This is a genomic window from Mesorhizobium sp. M1050 (assembly GCF_040318715.1).
Lineage (GTDB): Bacteria > Pseudomonadota > Alphaproteobacteria > Rhizobiales > Rhizobiaceae > Mesorhizobium.
The window spans coordinates 128,530-145,289 of the sequence record NZ_JAMYMV010000003.1 but is presented as its reverse complement, the minus strand read 5'-3'; the positions used below and the strand labels follow the sequence as shown (position 1 = coordinate 145,289).

The 16,760-nt window shown below is 61.6% G+C and carries 14 protein-coding genes; 9 read left to right on the top strand and 5 right to left on the bottom strand.

Annotation, left to right across the window (positions count from 1 at the left end):
• Window positions 1–22: 22 nt before the first annotated feature.
• The gene (locus NKH57_RS03070; protein WP_352941594.1) at window positions 23–2,737 is read right to left on the bottom strand and encodes an ABC transporter transmembrane domain-containing protein; all 2,715 of its coding nucleotides are present in this window, start codon (window positions 2,735–2,737) and stop codon (window positions 23–25) included.
• Window positions 2,738–3,101: 364 nt separating this feature from the next.
• Between NKH57_RS03070 and NKH57_RS03065 the strand changes: the two genes are divergently transcribed.
• Window positions 3,102–3,773 (top strand): class I SAM-dependent methyltransferase, encoded by a 672-nt coding sequence (locus tag NKH57_RS03065; protein WP_352941591.1) that lies wholly within the window; start codon window positions 3,102–3,104, stop codon window positions 3,771–3,773.
• A 7-nt stretch (window positions 3,774–3,780) separates the two neighbouring features.
• On the opposite strand, the gene NKH57_RS03060 is transcribed toward NKH57_RS03065, so the two are convergent.
• From NKH57_RS03060 to NKH57_RS03050, 3 genes are read right to left on the bottom strand one after another with little or no spacing between them, the layout of a single operon-like run.
• Complete coding sequence (locus NKH57_RS03060; protein WP_352941588.1) at window positions 3,781–4,977, bottom strand: glycosyltransferase family protein; 1,197 nt, start codon at window positions 4,975–4,977, stop codon at window positions 3,781–3,783.
• The gene (locus tag NKH57_RS03055) at window positions 4,974–6,218 is read right to left on the bottom strand and encodes a glycosyltransferase (RefSeq protein WP_352730655.1); all 1,245 of its coding nucleotides are present in this window, start codon (window positions 6,216–6,218) and stop codon (window positions 4,974–4,976) included. Before NKH57_RS03055 ends, NKH57_RS03060 begins: the two co-directional genes overlap by 4 nt.
• A gap of 1 nt (window position 6,219) precedes the next feature.
• The gene (locus NKH57_RS03050; RefSeq protein ID WP_031261200.1) at window positions 6,220–7,434 is read right to left on the bottom strand and encodes a glycosyltransferase family protein; all 1,215 of its coding nucleotides are present in this window, start codon (window positions 7,432–7,434) and stop codon (window positions 6,220–6,222) included.
• Window positions 7,435–7,847: 413 nt separating this feature from the next.
• Between NKH57_RS03050 and NKH57_RS03045 the strand changes: the two genes are divergently transcribed.
• From NKH57_RS03045 to NKH57_RS03030, 4 genes are all read left to right on the top strand, one after another.
• Window positions 7,848–9,230 (top strand): adenylate/guanylate cyclase domain-containing protein, encoded by a 1,383-nt coding sequence (locus NKH57_RS03045; protein WP_352941585.1) that lies wholly within the window; start codon window positions 7,848–7,850, stop codon window positions 9,228–9,230.
• A gap of 214 nt (window positions 9,231–9,444) precedes the next feature.
• Complete coding sequence (locus NKH57_RS03040) at window positions 9,445–10,509, top strand: cyclic nucleotide-gated potassium channel (protein ID WP_352941583.1); 1,065 nt, start codon at window positions 9,445–9,447, stop codon at window positions 10,507–10,509.
• 95 nt (window positions 10,510–10,604) lie between these two features.
• A complete protein-coding gene (locus NKH57_RS03035; protein ID WP_352941694.1) occupies window positions 10,605–11,954 on the top strand; it encodes a sensor histidine kinase in 1,350 nt (449 codons plus the stop codon).
• 28 nt (window positions 11,955–11,982) lie between these two features.
• Entirely contained in the window at window positions 11,983–13,149 is a 1,167-nt protein-coding gene (locus NKH57_RS03030) for an NAD(P)/FAD-dependent oxidoreductase (protein ID WP_352941580.1), read from the top strand.
• Window positions 13,150–13,387: 238 nt separating this feature from the next.
• Here NKH57_RS03030 and NKH57_RS03025 read toward each other — a convergent pair whose 3' ends face one another.
• Entirely contained in the window at window positions 13,388–13,813 is a 426-nt protein-coding gene (locus NKH57_RS03025; protein WP_352941578.1) for a GNAT family N-acetyltransferase, read from the bottom strand.
• Between the two features lie 257 nt (window positions 13,814–14,070).
• Here NKH57_RS03025 and leuD point away from each other — a divergent pair, with 257 nt between their 5' ends.
• From leuD to NKH57_RS03005, 4 genes are all read left to right on the top strand, one after another.
• Window positions 14,071–14,676 (top strand): 3-isopropylmalate dehydratase small subunit, encoded by a 606-nt coding sequence (leuD, locus tag NKH57_RS03020; RefSeq protein WP_023762456.1) that lies wholly within the window; start codon window positions 14,071–14,073, stop codon window positions 14,674–14,676.
• A 55-nt stretch (window positions 14,677–14,731) separates the two neighbouring features.
• On the top strand, window positions 14,732–15,655 hold the full coding sequence (locus NKH57_RS03015; RefSeq protein WP_352941576.1) for an Ivy family c-type lysozyme inhibitor: 924 nt from the start codon (window positions 14,732–14,734) through the stop codon (window positions 15,653–15,655).
• Between the two features lie 309 nt (window positions 15,656–15,964).
• A complete protein-coding gene (locus NKH57_RS03010) occupies window positions 15,965–16,348 on the top strand; it encodes a RidA family protein (protein WP_023758962.1) in 384 nt (127 codons plus the stop codon).
• Window positions 16,349–16,359: 11 nt separating this feature from the next.
• Window positions 16,360–16,710 carry a VOC family protein gene (locus NKH57_RS03005; protein WP_352832780.1) on the top strand — a complete coding sequence of 117 codons (351 nt, stop codon included), beginning with the start codon at window positions 16,360–16,362 and terminating at the stop codon, window positions 16,708–16,710.
• Window positions 16,711–16,760: the final 50 nt, after the last annotated feature.

Below are 16,760 nucleotides of genomic sequence, written 5' to 3'. Positions count from 1 at the left end.
ATTCCGTCTTCGAGACATCGCTCTACGACACCAATTCCTTGAAGATACCGTTCTCTGCCAAAAGTGTCTCGTGTGTTCCGTCTTCCACCAATTGACCCGAGTCGAAGACGATAACGCGATCGAACATCATCGCCATTGACGGATTCGTAACGACCCACACAATTGCCGGCGAATGGCCGTCGCGTCTGGCTTCCTCGAGCACGTTTCGCAGCACCCTATCCTGCATGCGTTGGTCGAGCGCCGATAGTGGCCGGTTGAGAATGAGAAAATCGGGACGCTTGAGCAAGGCTCGGGCAACATCGAGCTTCTGTCGCTGTCCACCGGTCAGCCGCCTGCCGCCGGAGCCGACGTTGAAGTCCAGGCCAACATCCAGAAGTTCGGCATAAAGCCCCAGCTCGTCAAGAATGTCATAGAGGATGGAGCGTATGCGTTCGGGTGCGTCGGGATGATTGTTGCCCACACGCCCGAACAGGACATTATCCATGACGGTGGCCGCGGCAATGTATCTGGCAGGGTCATACCGTTCGACCGCAGTTTGCAGTTCGGGCGGCAGGTTTTCATAGAACCGGTTGCGGGCAGCGACGATCTTGCTCATCAGCTCATCGCTCAGCAGGCCGAAGCGGTGCCGAGGCTCGATGTAGGCAAAACTCAAGGTGACGATCATGGCACGGTCGTTCTCCGAAACCGCCTCGTAGGGACGATTCTTGAGCCGTTGCAGCAAGGTTTCGTAGGCGGGTATCTCGTCGGCGCTCATGAAGGCGAGCTGCTGGAAGAACTGGTGATCGGGTGGCAGGTCGGCAAATAGCTCAATCGCCTGTTGGGCGATTTCCATGCCCATTTCGTAGAGTGTTCGGTCGAGGCCGGCTTGTCTCAGCACAGAAGCAAAATAGGGATTTGCGGCAAGAGCCCTGTCGGCCAGTTCGGGGCCGGCGGCAGCGCCGAAGAGCAGGTTTTGGCCGATCGTTGCTTCCTTGTTGTAGGCGCCTGGTTCGAAAGGAACCACCAGTCCGCTCAGCCCTTCGTGGTCCAGCCGGGTTCGCAGCGCCGCACGCAATTCGACGATCCGCCTGGCAAGCTCCGTGTGACGCGCGAGGTCGGCCGAAGAGCGCAAACCAAGATCCAGAATATCGCGCGACAGAACAACCGCGTCGAGCACCCGGCGCACGGCTTCAAAGAGGTCGTGCGGGCCAGTAGCGCCAGCAGAAGCATAGTTGATCCAGTCGCCGTGGATATCAAAATCCGGATTGCCCGACCGGCGCGCCTCGTGGATGTTCCAGCGATGCTGGTCCGCCGCGGCACCGTCATAAGACGCCGACGTCAGCGGCGCATGCTTCAACCCGTAGAGCAGGTTGTCGCGAAGGCTTGCCTGGAACAGGAAAACATCCGACGAGGCATAGGACATGCGCCGGCCGGTCACTGCTTCGGGGAGTTCAAGCAGGTCGTCAGCGCCCGAAGCGACTCTTCCGCTGTCCGGCCAGTTCAGCCGCGCGAAAGCTTCTGCAAGCGCCTCCGCTCCACCTGTTGCGGTACTGACCAGCGCCACCGTCTCACCCGGCTTGACCTGGAGGGAGACACGGTTGAGGAGCATCGCACCGCCATCGTCTGCTATGGACAGACCGATCGCCGACAGGGGGTTGGTCATCGGTTCGGGATCGTCGATCGTCAATGCCCCGATTTTCGGCGCGATGAGACTCTCGACGGTGAACTGTTCAACCACCTGTTGATATTTAACCTGGACATCCTGCCGATCCTGATCCCAGTCGATCAGTTCCTTCATCGGTCCGGGCAGGTCCTTGTAGGCGCCGATCACGGCCACGAGCTGGCCGACGTCCAGCCGCCCCTGGATGACCAGATACCCGCCGATCATGTAGAACAGAAAGGGCGTGAGCTGCGCGAGAAAATTGTTGAGGAACTTCACCATGAATTTCCATTGGTAAAGATCGAAGCGGATCTTGAAGATGAGCCCGAGCCGTGCAGCTATGTCGGCGCGCTCGTAGTTTGATGTGTCGTGGACGTGAACCGCGCCGATGCCGTCGACGATTTCGCCAACCCGGCCCGAAAGCGCGCGCGCCGTCAACTGCCGTTGGCGCCCGAGCACGATCAGCCGCCGCCGCATTCGCGGGATGAGCACGATCTGGATCACCACGATCACGACCGCTATCATTCCGAGCCAGACGTTCTGGATCATGATGAACAGCATGGACGTCAGCGCCTGGCCGCCGAGCAGTACCGGCTGCAGGAAGGCATCGCCGATGAAGCCGCCCAGCGGCTCCACCTCGTCCTTCACCATGGTCGCCACTTCGGCGGATTTCACCCGCTTGAAGTAGACCGGCGGAAAACGCAGCACACGATCCACCAGATCGAAGCGAATACGCCGCAGCATACGTTCGCCGAGGCGGCCCTTGTAGGTGTTGATGTAGAGTTTGAACAGGCCGTTGATGACGACCAGCAAGAGGAACACAAGGCTCAGGGCAAACAGCGTCTCCTTGCGGTCGAGCTGAAAGCCGGAGAAGAACTGGACCTCTCCAATGAACGGCACGTTATAGTGTAGCCTCATGAATGGCTGGGTCGCGCCCGGTTGCTCGAAACCCTTCCCTTGGATCGGGCCGTTGACGATCAGCTTCGGCAGGTCGAAGGACATGAAATACGGGATCATCGAAAGTAGGACGATCATCAATATCCAGAGCTGCTGCTTCTTGGTGTGCGTCCAGATATAGCGGGCTAGGCTGGGTTCCATATGAGACTGTGGATCCTTCAGTTGGAAGGATGCGGGATGGAGACGCACCTGCTGGCGAATGGGATATCGGCAATTTCTTCGTCGCCAACGACAATCTCAAAGCTGCAGTGCAGGGAGATTGTCCTGCGCTCAGACAGTTCGCGACTTCCGTAGGGTTTTGGCGAATAGGCGAGCACGAGGCTGCAGCTGCGCGGCTGGTGCTGGCGGATGGACGCCGATGGTCCGGACAGACGCAGCCGGCTCTCTCCGGCATCGGGCAATGGCGAAGCGGCTTGCAGCATGATCACGTCCGCGGAACGAACAGCCTTGCGGGAGGCAAGATTGCGTTGTGTCGCCCGAAATCCCAACATACAAGACGAATATGATGGATGTCACGCAACCACGCAATGCCGGCATGGACTGGCACGAACAAGCCCTGGACCTCACGCGGGGAATTGCTGCCTATGTCAACGACCCTCTCGTTGCCGGGCTGGCGCGCGTCATCAGCAAGCATCCGAAGGCCGATATCGCCAACGCCTTCAACCACAAGCAGGTCGCCTGCAAGATGTGGGCGCTCGATAGGCTGTTCGAAAGCTGCGGCGGCCAGTTCGGGCGCATATGGGTTCTGGGTGGATGGTACGGCGTATTGCCCGCAATGCTTTTCAACGACGCCCGCTTCGACATCACGTCGGTCGACAGCATCGACATCGATCCTGAAGTCGCGCCGGTCGCCGGGACTCTCAACCGGGAAGCCGGCGACCGGTTCCGGGCGCTGACGGCAGATATGTACGCGCTCGACTATGCGGCCGGGCGGCCGGACCTGACGGTCAATACGAGCTGCGAACACATAGCCGATCTGCGCGCCTGGCTTGCTCTGCTTCCGCGGGGCACGAATGTACTGCTGCAATCGAACGACTATTTCAGCGAGCCGACACACATCAACTGCGTGGCTTCGCTGGCAGCCTTCGAAGCAATGGCGGCGCTGCGGGAGGTGCGGTTCTCCGGCGAATTGCCGACAAAAAATTATACGCGCTTCATGCTGATTGGAGCGGTCTAGACCAAGTCTAGGATCCAAGGTCCGTTTGATCATCAGCTTTTCCGAAACCGGGCCGCATTTCTAGGGACCATGTTCGATACCGCTCGCGCAGGATTTGCGCCGAGTGACGCGCGCCTTCTAGATCGAGACGATGCGCGGATGGCGTCGGTGCCACAAGCGCCTGTTCGATCGCTTGCGTCAAACCTTCAGGCGTTAGGTCCTTTTCCATCAGCACCTTTGCAAGACCGAGTTCTTCGAGCATCAGGGCGCGAACGTTTTGTTCGGTTTCCCCGCCGGCTGCAAATGGGACGAGCAGCGAGCGACAACCCGCGCGCAGGACATCGCAGACCGTGTTGTAACCCGCCTGCGACACTGACAGGCGGGCGCCGGTCAGCAGGCTGGCGAAATCCTCGCGGAACCGGAAGATGGACAGGCCCGGCGTGGCATCGCCTGCGATCGCGTCAAACTCGTCTTTCGGCAGGTTTGGGCCGGTGATCAAACACCATTTCCAACCGTTGTTGGCGTTCCGAGCCGCTGCGACGGTGGAGCCGACAAGGCTCTTTCCGGCAGCCCCGCCGCCAACCGACACCAGAACGTCGAAGCGCTCTGACCCCACGGGCGACGGCGGTGCGGCAACGAGCCCTGTATAGGTGACTTCGGCCCTGATCGCCCCAGCCAGTGGAAATGTCTTGTCGATGGTTGCGAAAGCCGGGTCGCCATGGACCATAACAAGGTCGAAATGCCGATTGATGAGATCGACCGTTTCTTCGTTTCGGCCGGGCTTGACGCGCTCCTGAAGGATATCACGCACGGACGTCGCCAGCAGCGGTCTGGGCGACGTCGCGTCGATAGCCTCGAGCAGCGGCAAGAGTTCGAAACGCATCTGCCGGCGTCCAAATGGAAACGCCTCGATAATGACGATATCCGGCCTGCAATCCCGGAATGCCTGCAGCAGCATCTCAGAACGCCGTTTCCTGAAATCATCGTCGATGGGTTTGCCCTGCAAATCGACAAGTCCGGAAAATCCTTCATCACCGGAGGTGACAGGTGGCAAGGTTACAGATTTTACCCCGAGTCCCGGAAACCCGGCGACCGGCGCTCCGCCGGTCACAACGGTTACGTCAAACCCGTCATCGACCAGAGCCGCCGCGACGCGGCTAGAGCGCGCGAGATGGCCGATACCGAGCAGGTGCTGGACATAAAGGAAGGCGCGCAGCCGGTTCAATCGGCGGCCCGCCACTCGCGCTCGAACAGTTCCTTGAGCTGTCCAATGCTTGCCAGATGATCGAAATTGCCGCGCACGCGCCGCTCTGCTGCGTCGCCGAGGCGGGTGCGCAGCACGGGATCACGGATCAGGCGCTCCAGCGCCTGTGCCAGGGCAATTGGATTTTCCGTCGGAACCAGCAGCCCGGTTTCATCCGGCGATAAAATCTCCGGCACGCCGGAAATATTGGTCGACACGCAGGCAAGCCGCTGGCTAGCCGCCTCCATCAGAACATTCGGCAGACCGTCCCGGTCGCCATTAGCGGTGATCCTGCAGGCCAGGGCGAAGATGTCGGCGCAGCGGTAGTGCTCAAGCACCTCCTCCTGCGCGAGCGCGCCTTTCCAAGAGACGCGACCACTCAGTCCCAGCTTTTGCGCCAGTACCTTGAGCCGTTCCAGTTCCTCGCCGTCGCCGATATGCTCGAAACGCCACGCCAAATCGCCAGGCAAGAGGGCAAGAGCCTCCAGCAAGGTATCGTAGCCTTTCTTTTCAACGGCACGCCCGACACTCAGAAGGATAACCGGTTCGTCCAGCGCCGAGCCGTCATGATGCTTTCGCGCCTCGCCAAAACTGCCGAAACGATCGAGGTCGAGCCCATGGTAGCTCAGATGCACGGACGAGTTGCCGTTAGCGAGTTCTTTGAGACGGTCGAAGCCAGTCTTCGTGCAAGTGACCGTCCAGCGCGCCGAGGAAAGCTTGCCAGCCAAATCCCAGTCCGCCGAAGTCCAGATGTCCTTGGCATGGGCTGAGCAGCTCCAGGGCAGGCTAAGAAGCTGGCTGGCATATCGCGTCACCGATGCCGGCGTGTGCACGAAATGTGCATGCAACCATCCCGCGTCTTTCGGCCATTCGGCCGCCAGCACGAGCGCTTGCCCGAAACGGCGCGCGCGATTGCGGGTAAAGTCGCGGGGGATATCGGCAGCCAGCGATCCGAGCGCGCGCCAGAAGCCCGGCCGCAGCAAACAAGCAAACAGCGAGCGAAGCACGCGAAGCGGCTCTTCATGCAGATATTCCGGCAGATAGTGGACGGCCGCTTTGATCTCGTCATGCACGGGGTGGCGTTTTGCATCGGTCGGCCGCCTGAGCGCGACGAGTATCAGCTCGAACCCCGCGCGCTCCAGACCGAGCAGTTCCTGCGCGATAAAGGTTTCCGAGACGCGCGGATAGCCCTTCAGAACCACGACAATCTTGCGATGTCGCAAGTCAGTTCATTCCTTCAATGACCGACAGGCGATGGCCGGGCCGCCGGTCGAGCAGTTCCGCGACGATTTCGGAAATATGAGGCAGCCCTTCCAGCGTCAGATGCGGATTGCTCTGTGATGGGCGGGGCCAGTCCGGCAGTGCCACCAGTGCATCGGCAAACCGCTGGGAGTCCTTGGCTTCTTCCGGCAAAAACATCTCGATGAGCCCGAGTTCGGCTGCGCGCCGAGCGCGGATCAGTTGTTCCTCGCGGGGCTCGACGCGCGGCACGATCAGCGCCGGCTTGTCGAAAGATAGTATCTCGCAATAGGTGTTGTAACCGCCCATCGCCACAACCGCCTTGGCGCCGGCAATCAGGTCTTCCATGCGATTGTCGAACTCGATGATCTTGATGTACGGGATCTTGGATCCCTTCTTGATCAGCTTGTTGCGCTTGCGCGCCGGCATGTAAGGTCCAAGGACGATCAGCGCCCTGTGTTGCAATTGCGGATCCTGCTGATAGGCATCGATAACGTCGTGGATCAGTTCGGCGCCGTCGCCTCCGCCACCGGTGGTAACGAGGATATAATCGCCCTCGGGCCGGTGGCCGGGCAACTCGTTCCGCTGCAGGCTCCGTTGCAAGAAACCGACGAATCTCATCTTTGCCCTGACAACCGGCGGCACATCCAAGCCGGTCAACGGATCGTAGAAATCCGGCGGACCATAGGCCCAGATCTTGTCGTAGAACAGGCCTATCTTGCGCATCACATCCCTGCGTGCCCACTCGGCTTCGAGCAGATGCGGCGCATCCATCACCTCGCGCAGGCCAAGCACCAGCGTGGTTCCCCGCGTCTTGAGGTAGGACAGCGTGTCCTCAATCTCACCGCGCAGGCCGAGCGGTTCCTTGTCGACGATGAAGATATCCGGCCGGAAGGTCTCGGCTGTGTGGCGGATGATCGACTGGCGCATCCTTAGCGTCTCATGCAGATCGATATCCTTTTCCAGCGAGGTGTACTCGCCGTTGCGCAATTTGATGACGCTGGGGATCTTCACGAAGTCGACACGGGCGCGGTAGTCGAAGGCGCCCGCGATAGGCGCACCCGAAATGATAAGCACCTGAAGTCCCCGGAAATCCTCGACCAGCGAATGCGCGATCGTCCGGCAGCGCTGCAAGTGGCCAAGCCCGAACGTGTCGTGGCTGTACATGAGAATTCGAGCATTTTCTGCGTGCTGGGTCATTATTGAACGTCTTTTCGAATTCTCGCCTTGAGGACCGTGACAAACCCGCAGGCTTCGGAACCCCCTGGCTGTACCGACCTGTTGTGAAACATGACGGCGCAATTTTCAATTTGTATTAGCAGAAAACCGCAGATCGCCTAGTTATCCGCGAACTCATCGACTTTGCCCTTCATCCGAAGGCTTCAGGCACCGCCCGGCCAGGATCGGGCCGTTCCCCGCCACACGGTCCGCCGTGATGAACCCTCGTTGTCCGCTCGGCAAGCGGTCGCTGCCGCTGCAACGGCTTACGGTCCGGTCCTCGCAACGAAACCATTTCGGCTTCGTCGGTGCCCGAATTCTGCACGATTCCACCGCCCGAGCCGATTGGTGCTACACTGACAGCCAGTTAACGCGACGGACCGGTGTTCGGTGATATGACCAAAGCAACCGCTTTACCCGACAGAGTGGATTTTGACGTGGCCGCAGGTGAGACCTTGCTTGAGGCGGCTCTCAGATCGGGCGTGCCATTTGCCCACGCATGCGGCGGCAGGGCGAAATGCTCGACATGTCGCGTTTGGGTTCTCGACGGCATTGAGGCTTGCCCTGACCGCAATCCCGACGAAACCCAGATGGCGAACCGGTTGAGATTGGCCGATGAAGTTCGGCTGGCCTGTCAGCTCAGGCCGGAAGGCGAGCTTCGCGTCCGACGCCTGGTGCTAGACGAAACCGACATGATGATCACCAGCCAGCTTGGTGCTTCTGCCGCGACGCGTTGCGGTGAAGCAAGGCGTGTTGCGGTCTTCTTCAGCGACATTGTAGATTTCACAGCGCTGTCGGAGCGGCTTTCCCCCTATGACGTGATGTATCTGCTCAATCGCTACTTCGCCCAGGCCGGCGACATCATCGAGCAGAATGGCGGTTTCATCGACAAACTGATCGGCGATGGGCTCATGGCAATATTCGGTATCGACGACCAGCCAGACGCTCCGCTCCGCGCCGTGAACGCCGCACTTCAGACCCTCGCCACAGTCGATCGTCTGAAGCCGTTCTTTGCCTCGATGTATGGCATCGATTTCGATATTCGTATCGGCCTCAACTACGGCGAAGCCGTCATCGGCACATTGGGTTTTGCTGGCCACGAACGTCTCACGGCCATCGGCGACGTTGTAAATCTGGCCAGCCGGGTCGAGTCCGCCAATAAAGATGCCGGTACGCGCTTGCTGATATCCGAGGCCCTCCGCGACCAGATCGCCGAAAAGGTGGAAATCGGCGACTTCGTCAGGGTGCGCCTTCGCGGTACCGGCGAGCGCACAAGCCTGTTCGAAATCGTCAGGCTGAAGCCCGAAATTGACGCCGAGCTGAATGCCAAGGGGCTTCGCGAAACCATCCGTCAGGGCGGCAGGAGGTGGGTTCGCGCTTTTTCCGAAGACGAGCTTCAGCCCTACGAACGTCGGATTCTCGATTTTGAAGATTACGATATCGTCGTCGTTCGTGGATCCGACAACTATTGCGCCTTCAACAATGCTTGCCCGCATCTTCATCTGCCGCTCTACGAACGCCGAAGTTCCGCTCAGGTCGAGGCGCTGCAGCTCCCACACACGGGGAGCACGATCACCGCAGATCTTGGCCTGGTCTGTCGTTGGCATCAGAGTTGTTTCGACCTGCTTACCGGCGAAATCAGGCAGTGGGCCAAGTTGGAGCACGACGGTACCAGGGCGGGACTTGAATATTTGGGTGACATTTCGAAGAACCGCGCAAAGCTGATCGTATATCCTTGCCGAAAGCAGGACGGCTTTGTGTGGATCGGGCTCGAGTGAAAACGACGGCCCGATATTTCAGTTTTTCCGTCGGACCCATTGCAATATCCGGACTGGGTCATTCTGGTCGGTTGTGGCTTGCTGTTCACGTCCGGTCACGAAGCGGGATATCTGAGTTTGCCGTTGGTGATGCACGTCGCCGCGACGGTAGCACCTTTGCGCTTGCCTTGAAGACATCCTAGTTTGGAGGCTGGTAACCGCTCGTGAGCATAGAATGTCGGCACTGCCTTTCTTAAGAATTTACGCGCCGCTCAACGCGCTGCTGGCTGCGATTGGGCTTGTGGCGGTGGCTACGCTCACGACACCGGACATGTCCGGACGAAGCAGACTGGCTCTGGCTGCAGTCCTCGCAGTCATCTGGGGCGTCTATCTCCTGCAACTGACCGAGACGCTGCTCAAGCGCCGGGCGGGAGACGTTCGGGACAGGACGCCGGCAATCGCAATTGATGTGCTCGCGGTTTTGGTTCCGCTTGCCGCTTTTCTACTCGTCGGAACGCCCGACCGGAGCCTCTACTGTGCTGTCTGGCTGCTGAAACCGCTGCGCGACTCGACTTTCTTCCCGCTGCTGGGCAGGATCCTGACCAACGAAGCGCGCAACCTGATCGGCGTTACGACGCTCTTCGGCGTCGTTCTGTTCGGTGTCGCGCTCGCGGCCTATGTCATCGAGCGCGACGCCCAGCCGGAAAAGTTCGGCAGCATCCCCCAGGCAATGTGGTGGGCGGTGGTCACGCTGTCCACCACCGGCTATGGCGACGCTATTCCGCAAAGCTTCGCCGGCCGCGTCCTGGCCGGGATGGTCATGATGAGTGGCATCGGCATCTTCGCGCTCTGGGCTGGCATTCTTGCCACCGGCTTTTATCAAGAAGTGCGTCGCGAGGATTTCGTTCGCAATTGGCAATTGGTCGCCGCCGTGCCGTTGTTTCAGAAGCTCGGCCCGGCCGCGCTAGTCGAGATCGTGCGCGCGTTAAGACCTCGCGTCATGCCGGCGGGCGCCGTGATCTGCCGCAATGGCGAGACCGGTGATCAGATGTTCTTCGTCGTGGAGGGGCGCGTCAGCGTCGCGACGCCGAATCCGGTGGAGCTTGGCCCTGGCGCCTTCTTCGGCGAGATGGCGCTGATCAGCGGCGAACCGCGCTCGGCGACCGTCAGCGCCGCAACGGTGGTCTCACTCCTGTCGCTGCACTCGGCGGATTTCCAGATGCTGTGCAGCAGCAGCCCGGAGATCGCGGAAATCATCCGCAAGACCGCGCTCGAGCGGCGCGGCGCGGCACCGCACTAGGTGTGTTCTTCACGAGGAGGATGTGATGGCAAGGTTGTGTGCCGCTTATCGGCCATTCTGTTTCCGGCATTGCCCCGGACAAACTCGGCGCATCGATGCAACAGGCGGGTGGGAATGCGAGCCGAAGTGCCAATCCGGACCTGTACAGGCCGATCGAGCCGCAACTCGATCTTGCCTCGGACTACGTGCTTCCCACGCGGCCGGCGGCGGTGACTGCGACCGCCGACCCAGCCTTCGCCGCGATCGGCATCCGCCTGTCCGGCATTCTCGACGCCACCCAGAAAACCACGCTGGCCGGCTTCCGGCTGCTCGACCCCACAGGCGTCGTCATTGCCGGGCGCGGCGAGGTCGGCCAGTCGCTTGGCGATATCGAAGAGGTGCGCGAGGCACTCAGCGGCCGCTATGCCAGCGCGCTCAGGCTGCGCATCCCCGACCAGCCGGCGCCCCCGCTCTATTCGGTCAGCCGCGGCACCAAGGTGCGTGTCTTCGTCGCCTTGCCGGTGGCCGTCGATGGCCAGGTCGCCGGTGTCGTCTATGTGTCGCGGACGCCCAACAACATCATGAAACATCTCTATGGCGAGCGCGGCAAGGTGACGTTGGCGGCGATCGCCATTCTCGGCGGCACGCTGCTCATCGGCCTGGTCTTCCTGCGCACCGTCAGCCGGCCGATCTATGCGCTGATCGATCGCACCGAGCGCATCGCCGCCGGCGCCCGAGCGGCGATCCGGCCGCTCGACCACCACGGCACATACGAGATGGCCGAGCTGTCCGCCGCCTTCCTCGACATGGCCGAAAAACTGCAGGCGCGCTCGGATTCCATCCAGACGTTTGCCACCCATGTCTCGCACGAACTCAAATCGCCACTGACGGCGATCCAGGGTGCGGCCGAGCTGCTGCGCGATTCAGGAAGCGCGATGGACGATACGGAGCGTCGGCGCTTTTCCAACAATATCGTCACCGATGCGGGGCGGCTCAATCTGCTGGTGCGGCGCCTGCTTGACCTGGCGCGCGCCGAAAACCTGGCGCCGAGCGGCGAAAGCACCTCGATCGGCGCGGCGCTGGCGCTGCTCCCGGTGGACAACAGGCTGGCGGTCCGCGTCGAGGCGGGCGGCGATCTGGCCTTGCGCATATCGGCGGAGAACGCGGCAATCGTGCTTGCCAATCTCATCGACAATTCGGCCAGGCACGGCGCGACGCAGGTTTCGGTCACGGCGGCGAGCGCCGGGAGCAAGGCGGCCATTCAGGTCAGTGACGATGGTGCCGGCATTTCGCCGAGCAACCGGACGCGCATCTTCGAGCCGTTCGTCACCACGCGCCGCGATTCGGGCGGCACCGGCATGGGCCTCGGCATCGTCCTGGCCCTCCTGAAAGCGCATGATGGTATGATCGCACTGGTTGACTCCGAACGCGGCACGCGCTTCGAGATCATCTTGCCGGTCGCGTGAGGACGCGGGCAAAGGATCGGAGAAAAAAGTGCGCTATGATATCGTCATCATCGGCGGGGCCATCGTTGGAGCCTCGGTCGCCTATTATCTGCGCGAGGAAGGGTTTTCCGGCTCGATCGCCTTGATAGAGCGCGATCCGCAGTTCGCCCACGCGGCAACGACGCTGTCCATGGCCTCGATCCGCCAGCAATTCTCGATCCCGGAAAACATCCGGCTGTCGCAGTTCACGCTGAAACTGTTCCGGCGGCTGAAGGAAGAGTTCGGCGCGGATGCCGATATCGGCTTTCGCGAGGGTGGCTATCTCATCCTTGCCGGCGAGGACGGGCTGCCGATCCTCAAGGCCAATCACGACGCGCAGATGGCCGAGGGCGCCGACATCGTTCTCGAGGACGCCGACGCGCTGGTGCGCCGCTTCCCGTGGCTATCGGCCGAAGGCATCACCGCCGGTGCCTATGGCCGGACAGGCGAGGGCTGGTTCGACGCGCATGCGATGCTGATGCTGTTCCGCAAGGCGCTGCGCGAGAAGAAGATCGATTTCATCACCGCTGATGTCACCAATATTGTGCGCGACGGCAACCGCGTCACCAGCGTCAGGGTCGACAATCGCGAGGCGCTTGAAGCCGGCATCGTCGTCAACGCCGCCGGGCCGAACGCCGGCAAGGTCGCTGCCATGGCTGGGTTGGCGCTGCCGGTCGAGCCGCGCAAGCGCAATGTCTTCGTCTTCGAGGCGCGCGAGAAATACGCCGACATGCCACTGCTGGTCGACCCGTCCGGCATCTATGTGCGCCCGGAAGGTTCGGTCTATCTCACCGGCGGTGCCGAACCGGAAGAGGGCGATGGCCCGGCCGCCCCTGGGGATTTCGAGGTTGATTGGCCGCTGTTCGAAGAGGTGATCTGGCCGGTGTTGGCGACCCGCATTCCGGCCTTCGAGGCGATCAAGCCGACGCGCGCCTGGGCCGGCCACTACGACTACAACACACTCGACCAGAACGCGGTGATCGGCCCACATCCGCAGGTCGGCAATTTCCTGTTCGCCAATGGATTCTCCGGCCATGGCCTGCAGCAGGCGCCGGCGGTCGGCAAGGCGCTGGCCGAACTGATCGTGCATGGCGGTTATCGCACGGTAGACTGTTCGGCGTTCGGCTATGGCCGGATTGCGGAGGGGCGGGCGTTTCGGGAATTGAATGTGATTTGAGACGGGGGCGTCGCAGAATAAAGCCGTTCTGTCGAGTTCCCGCCCACCCCCCTCTGGCCTGCCGGCCATCTCCCCCGCAAGGAGGGAGATTACGCGCTCAACCGCTTTCGCCAATCTCCAGCGTGGCAAGAATGAGCGGAGCGTCGAAGTTGCCCAATCTCCCCCCTTGCGGGGGAGATGGCCGGCAGGCCAGAGGGGGGTGCTGTCCCGCTGAGTGTTGCAAGTCAAGTGACCGCAGTCAGCCCTTGCGGCCGAACCAGAAGGCGTCGGCCATGCGTTTCATGCCGATGCGTTCGTAGAAGCCGACGGCATCGGGCATGGAGATCAGGCTGATGGCGACGGACGGCCCGAGTTGCCGGCGCGCCTCGTCCATCAGGCCCTTGCCGATGCCGAGCCCCTGCACCGATTGGGAAACGGCGAGTTCGGAGATGTAGCAGACCCAGGAAAAGTCGGTGAGTGCGCGGGCCACGCCGATCAGTGGCTTGCCCTCCACGTCGAGACGTGCGGTCAGGACCAGGTTTGCACCTGAAAGCATCGTCTGCAGGCGAGCGTCGTCATCGACAGGGCGCGTTTCGCCAAGGCCGGATTCCACCAGCACGCGGCGAAACTCGGCAATGGCGAGCTCCGGCTCGCTGGCATAGAGGACGTGCGAATTCTCAATCATGGCTGCCAGAATGCACCAGCGGGCGAGCATTTCGAAGCCACTTTTTGAAGTGTTTCAGTTTTGGCATGCGGCATGGTAAAGCCGTCCCGGCAGCCCGTAGCTCAGGGGAAGAGCCAGCTACATGCTGGAGGCCCCCGGTCGAGACGGGGCGGGTTCGCCGCCATACGCCGCGCACAAACAGTTGCCTTTTATTTGCCGCCGGCATTGTGTAAACGGGCGTCAGCAAATTCCCCCGCAACGAAAACACGGGCAAAGCCATGGAAAAATTCACCAAGCTCACCGGCGTCGCCGCTCCGATGCCGATCGTCAATGTCGACACCGACATGATCATCCCCAAGGATTATCTGAAGACGATCAAGCGCACCGGGCTCGGCACCGGCCTGTTCGCCGAAATGCGCTACAAGGACGACGGTTCGGAAAATCCGGATTTCGTGCTCAACAAGCCGGCCTACCGCAAGGCGCAGATCCTGGTCGCCGGCGACAATTTCGGCTGCGGCTCGAGCAGAGAGCATGCACCGTGGGCGCTGCTCGATTTCGGTATTCGCTGCGTCATCTCGACCTCGTTCGCCGACATTTTCTACAACAACTGCTTCAAAAACGGCATTCTGCCGATCACCGTCAGCCCCGAGGATCTCGAGAAGCTGATGGACGACGCGTCACGCGGTTCCAACGCCACGGTGTCGGTCGATCTCGAGGCCAAGGAAATCCGCGGGCCGGATGGTGGCGTGGTCACCTTCGACCTCGACGACTTCAAGCGGCACTGCCTGCTCAACGGGCTCGACGATATCGGCCTGACCATGGAGAAGGCCGGTGCCATCGCTTCGTTCGAGAAGAAGAACGCCGAACAGCGTCCGTGGGCCTGAGCGGTACGCTCCGGGCGGACAGGCGGGTTCGTTGCGGCTGAGTGGAGGGACGGTCATGACTCGTTCGCTTCTTGCCGGCACCTGCGGGCTGGCGTTTCTTTTGCTGACTGCCGTCGGCCACGCCCAGACGCAGACGCCTGCCGCGCCAGCGCCGGCGGCCGAAAGGCCTGCCACCGACCAGGGGACAGACGCCGCCGACGCTTCCGACGACGACAGCCAAGCGCCTGTGCCATTCGAGGGCGGCCAGCTGACCATCACCCAACCGGAACAGGACGGTGAGAAGGTGCTTGCCTATGACGGCAAGCAGCTGGCCACCAACTATGACGTCTTCTTCGACAGAATAGTCGAGGTCGGCGGCGTCAAGGTGGCGCTGTTCGATGTCGGCGATGGCGGCAATCAATGCGGGCCGGCGACTGTGATCGTCTGGAAGCCGGAAGGCGGCACCATCCAGAGCACCACGGTCGAGCAGGACGACTGCGGCGCGCCGCCATCGGCGGTGTCGGACAACGCCATCTATTTCGTACCCTATCTGTTGCCAGGCGACCAGAAGCCGGCTTTGCAATGGTCGCCGACCGACGGGCTGACGATTTCAGGCAATCTGACCTACATGCCGGAACCCGGCACGGACTGGAAGGACATCGATCCGGAAAAGTACCAGAACATCATCGACGCCTTCCACAACGAGGCTGTCTACAAGGAAGCTGAAAAGCTGCTGGGCAAGGACATGCCCGACATGGCGACCAGCCTGCTGGTCGGCGGCGGCACGGAAAAGACCGCTTCGGGCGCCTTCTACGCCAGTGGCTGCGTGCCGCATGACTGCGGCGGCAATGACGGTTTCATGGCGGTCGACCCGACCAAGCACAAGCTCTACTTCGCCCGCCGCGGCGACAATGGCGAGCCGAACGCCTGGCCGGCGCTGGCGACGTGGCCGGCCGATGTGAAGGAGGCGCTGGACAAGGCGCAGGGCTCGGCCAATTAGGCATTTCGGCGGTGAACTGAAGATTGTTACGCCGCGATCCTTCACACCCCCCTCTGCCCTGCCGGGCATCTCCCCCGCAAGGGGGGAGATCGGCCGTCACCACGACTTTCGCAACTCTTTCAACGTGGCAAGAATGGCGGTTCGCCAAAGCTGCCAATCTCCCTCCTTGCGGGGGAGATGGCCGGCAGGCCAGAGGGGGGTGCTGCCCCGCCGGCATCGAGTTTGCACTGCCGATCCCTCTGCGTTGGCCCATGGCCGAACCGGCATCTTGCCTGCAGAATGGCCGCACTGCCTGCAAGGAGACCTCCCATGCGAAAACTGATCTCCACCGGCTCGCCGTTCGAAAAGACCGCCGGCTATTCGCGCGCGGTGGTGCAGGGCGACTGGTGTTTCGTGTCCGGAACGACCGGCTACGACTATGCGACGATGACGATGCCGGAGACGGTGGAAGCGCAGACGCGCAATTGCCTGGCGACGATCGGCAAGGCTCTCCAGGACGGCGGCTTCGAGATGGCCGATGTGGTGCGGGCGCATTACTACATCACCGACCAGGCCTTCGTGGATGTGGTCTTCCCGATCCTCGGCGAGACGTTCGGTGACATCAGGCCGGCGGCGACGATGATCGTCTGCCAGCTCAACAGACCGGAAATGAAGATCGAGATCGAGGTGACGGCGCTGCGGCGCACGGCGTGAAAGGCGGGCAGATGAAAGTCCGGCGTATCGTTGCCAACATCGAGACCCCTGATATCGCTGCGGCACAGCGCTTCTACCAGGACGTGCTCGGCCTCGATGTGCTGATGGATCTAGGCTGGATCGCGACCTACGGTTCCGATCAAGAGATGCAGGTGCAGGTCAGTTTCATGGCGCAAGGCGGCTCCGGTACGCCGGTGCCGGATCTCTCGATCGAGGTCGACGATGTCGATGCGGCGCTCGATGCCATGAGTGCCGCCGGCTTCGCCATCGAATACGGGCCGGCCGACGAGCCTTGGGGCGTACGGCGCTTCTACGTGCGCGATCCGTTCGGCCGGCTGGTCAACATTCTCTCGCACCAGTGATCATGGTTATGGCGCGCGGGCTTGCGCGCCAAGCGCTTGGCGTTTAGCAA

Excerpts from the sequence above, each read along its gene's own strand:
- NKH57_RS03070 (WP_352941594.1), bottom strand. The coding sequence starts at position 2,737 with ATGGAACCCAGCCTAGCCCGCTATATCTGGACGCACACCAAGAAGCAG.
- NKH57_RS03015 (WP_352941576.1), top strand. The coding sequence starts at position 14,732 with ATGACTCGTTCGCTTCTTGCCGGCACCTGCGGGCTGGCGTTTCTTTTG.
- NKH57_RS03010 (WP_023758962.1), top strand. The coding sequence starts at position 15,965 with ATGCGAAAACTGATCTCCACCGGCTCGCCGTTCGAAAAGACCGCCGGC.
- NKH57_RS03035 (WP_352941694.1), top strand. The coding sequence starts at position 10,605 with ATGCAACAGGCGGGTGGGAATGCGAGCCGAAGTGCCAATCCGGACCTG.
- leuD (WP_023762456.1), top strand. The coding sequence starts at position 14,071 with ATGGAAAAATTCACCAAGCTCACCGGCGTCGCCGCTCCGATGCCGATC.
- NKH57_RS03045 (WP_352941585.1), top strand. The coding sequence starts at position 7,848 with ATGACCAAAGCAACCGCTTTACCCGACAGAGTGGATTTTGACGTGGCC.
- NKH57_RS03065 (WP_352941591.1), top strand. The coding sequence starts at position 3,102 with ATGGATGTCACGCAACCACGCAATGCCGGCATGGACTGGCACGAACAA.
- NKH57_RS03005 (WP_352832780.1), top strand. The coding sequence starts at position 16,360 with ATGAAAGTCCGGCGTATCGTTGCCAACATCGAGACCCCTGATATCGCT.
- NKH57_RS03050 (WP_031261200.1), bottom strand. The coding sequence starts at position 7,434 with ATGACCCAGCACGCAGAAAATGCTCGAATTCTCATGTACAGCCACGAC.
- NKH57_RS03025 (WP_352941578.1), bottom strand. The coding sequence starts at position 13,813 with ATGATTGAGAATTCGCACGTCCTCTATGCCAGCGAGCCGGAGCTCGCC.
- NKH57_RS03040 (WP_352941583.1), top strand. The coding sequence starts at position 9,445 with ATGTCGGCACTGCCTTTCTTAAGAATTTACGCGCCGCTCAACGCGCTG.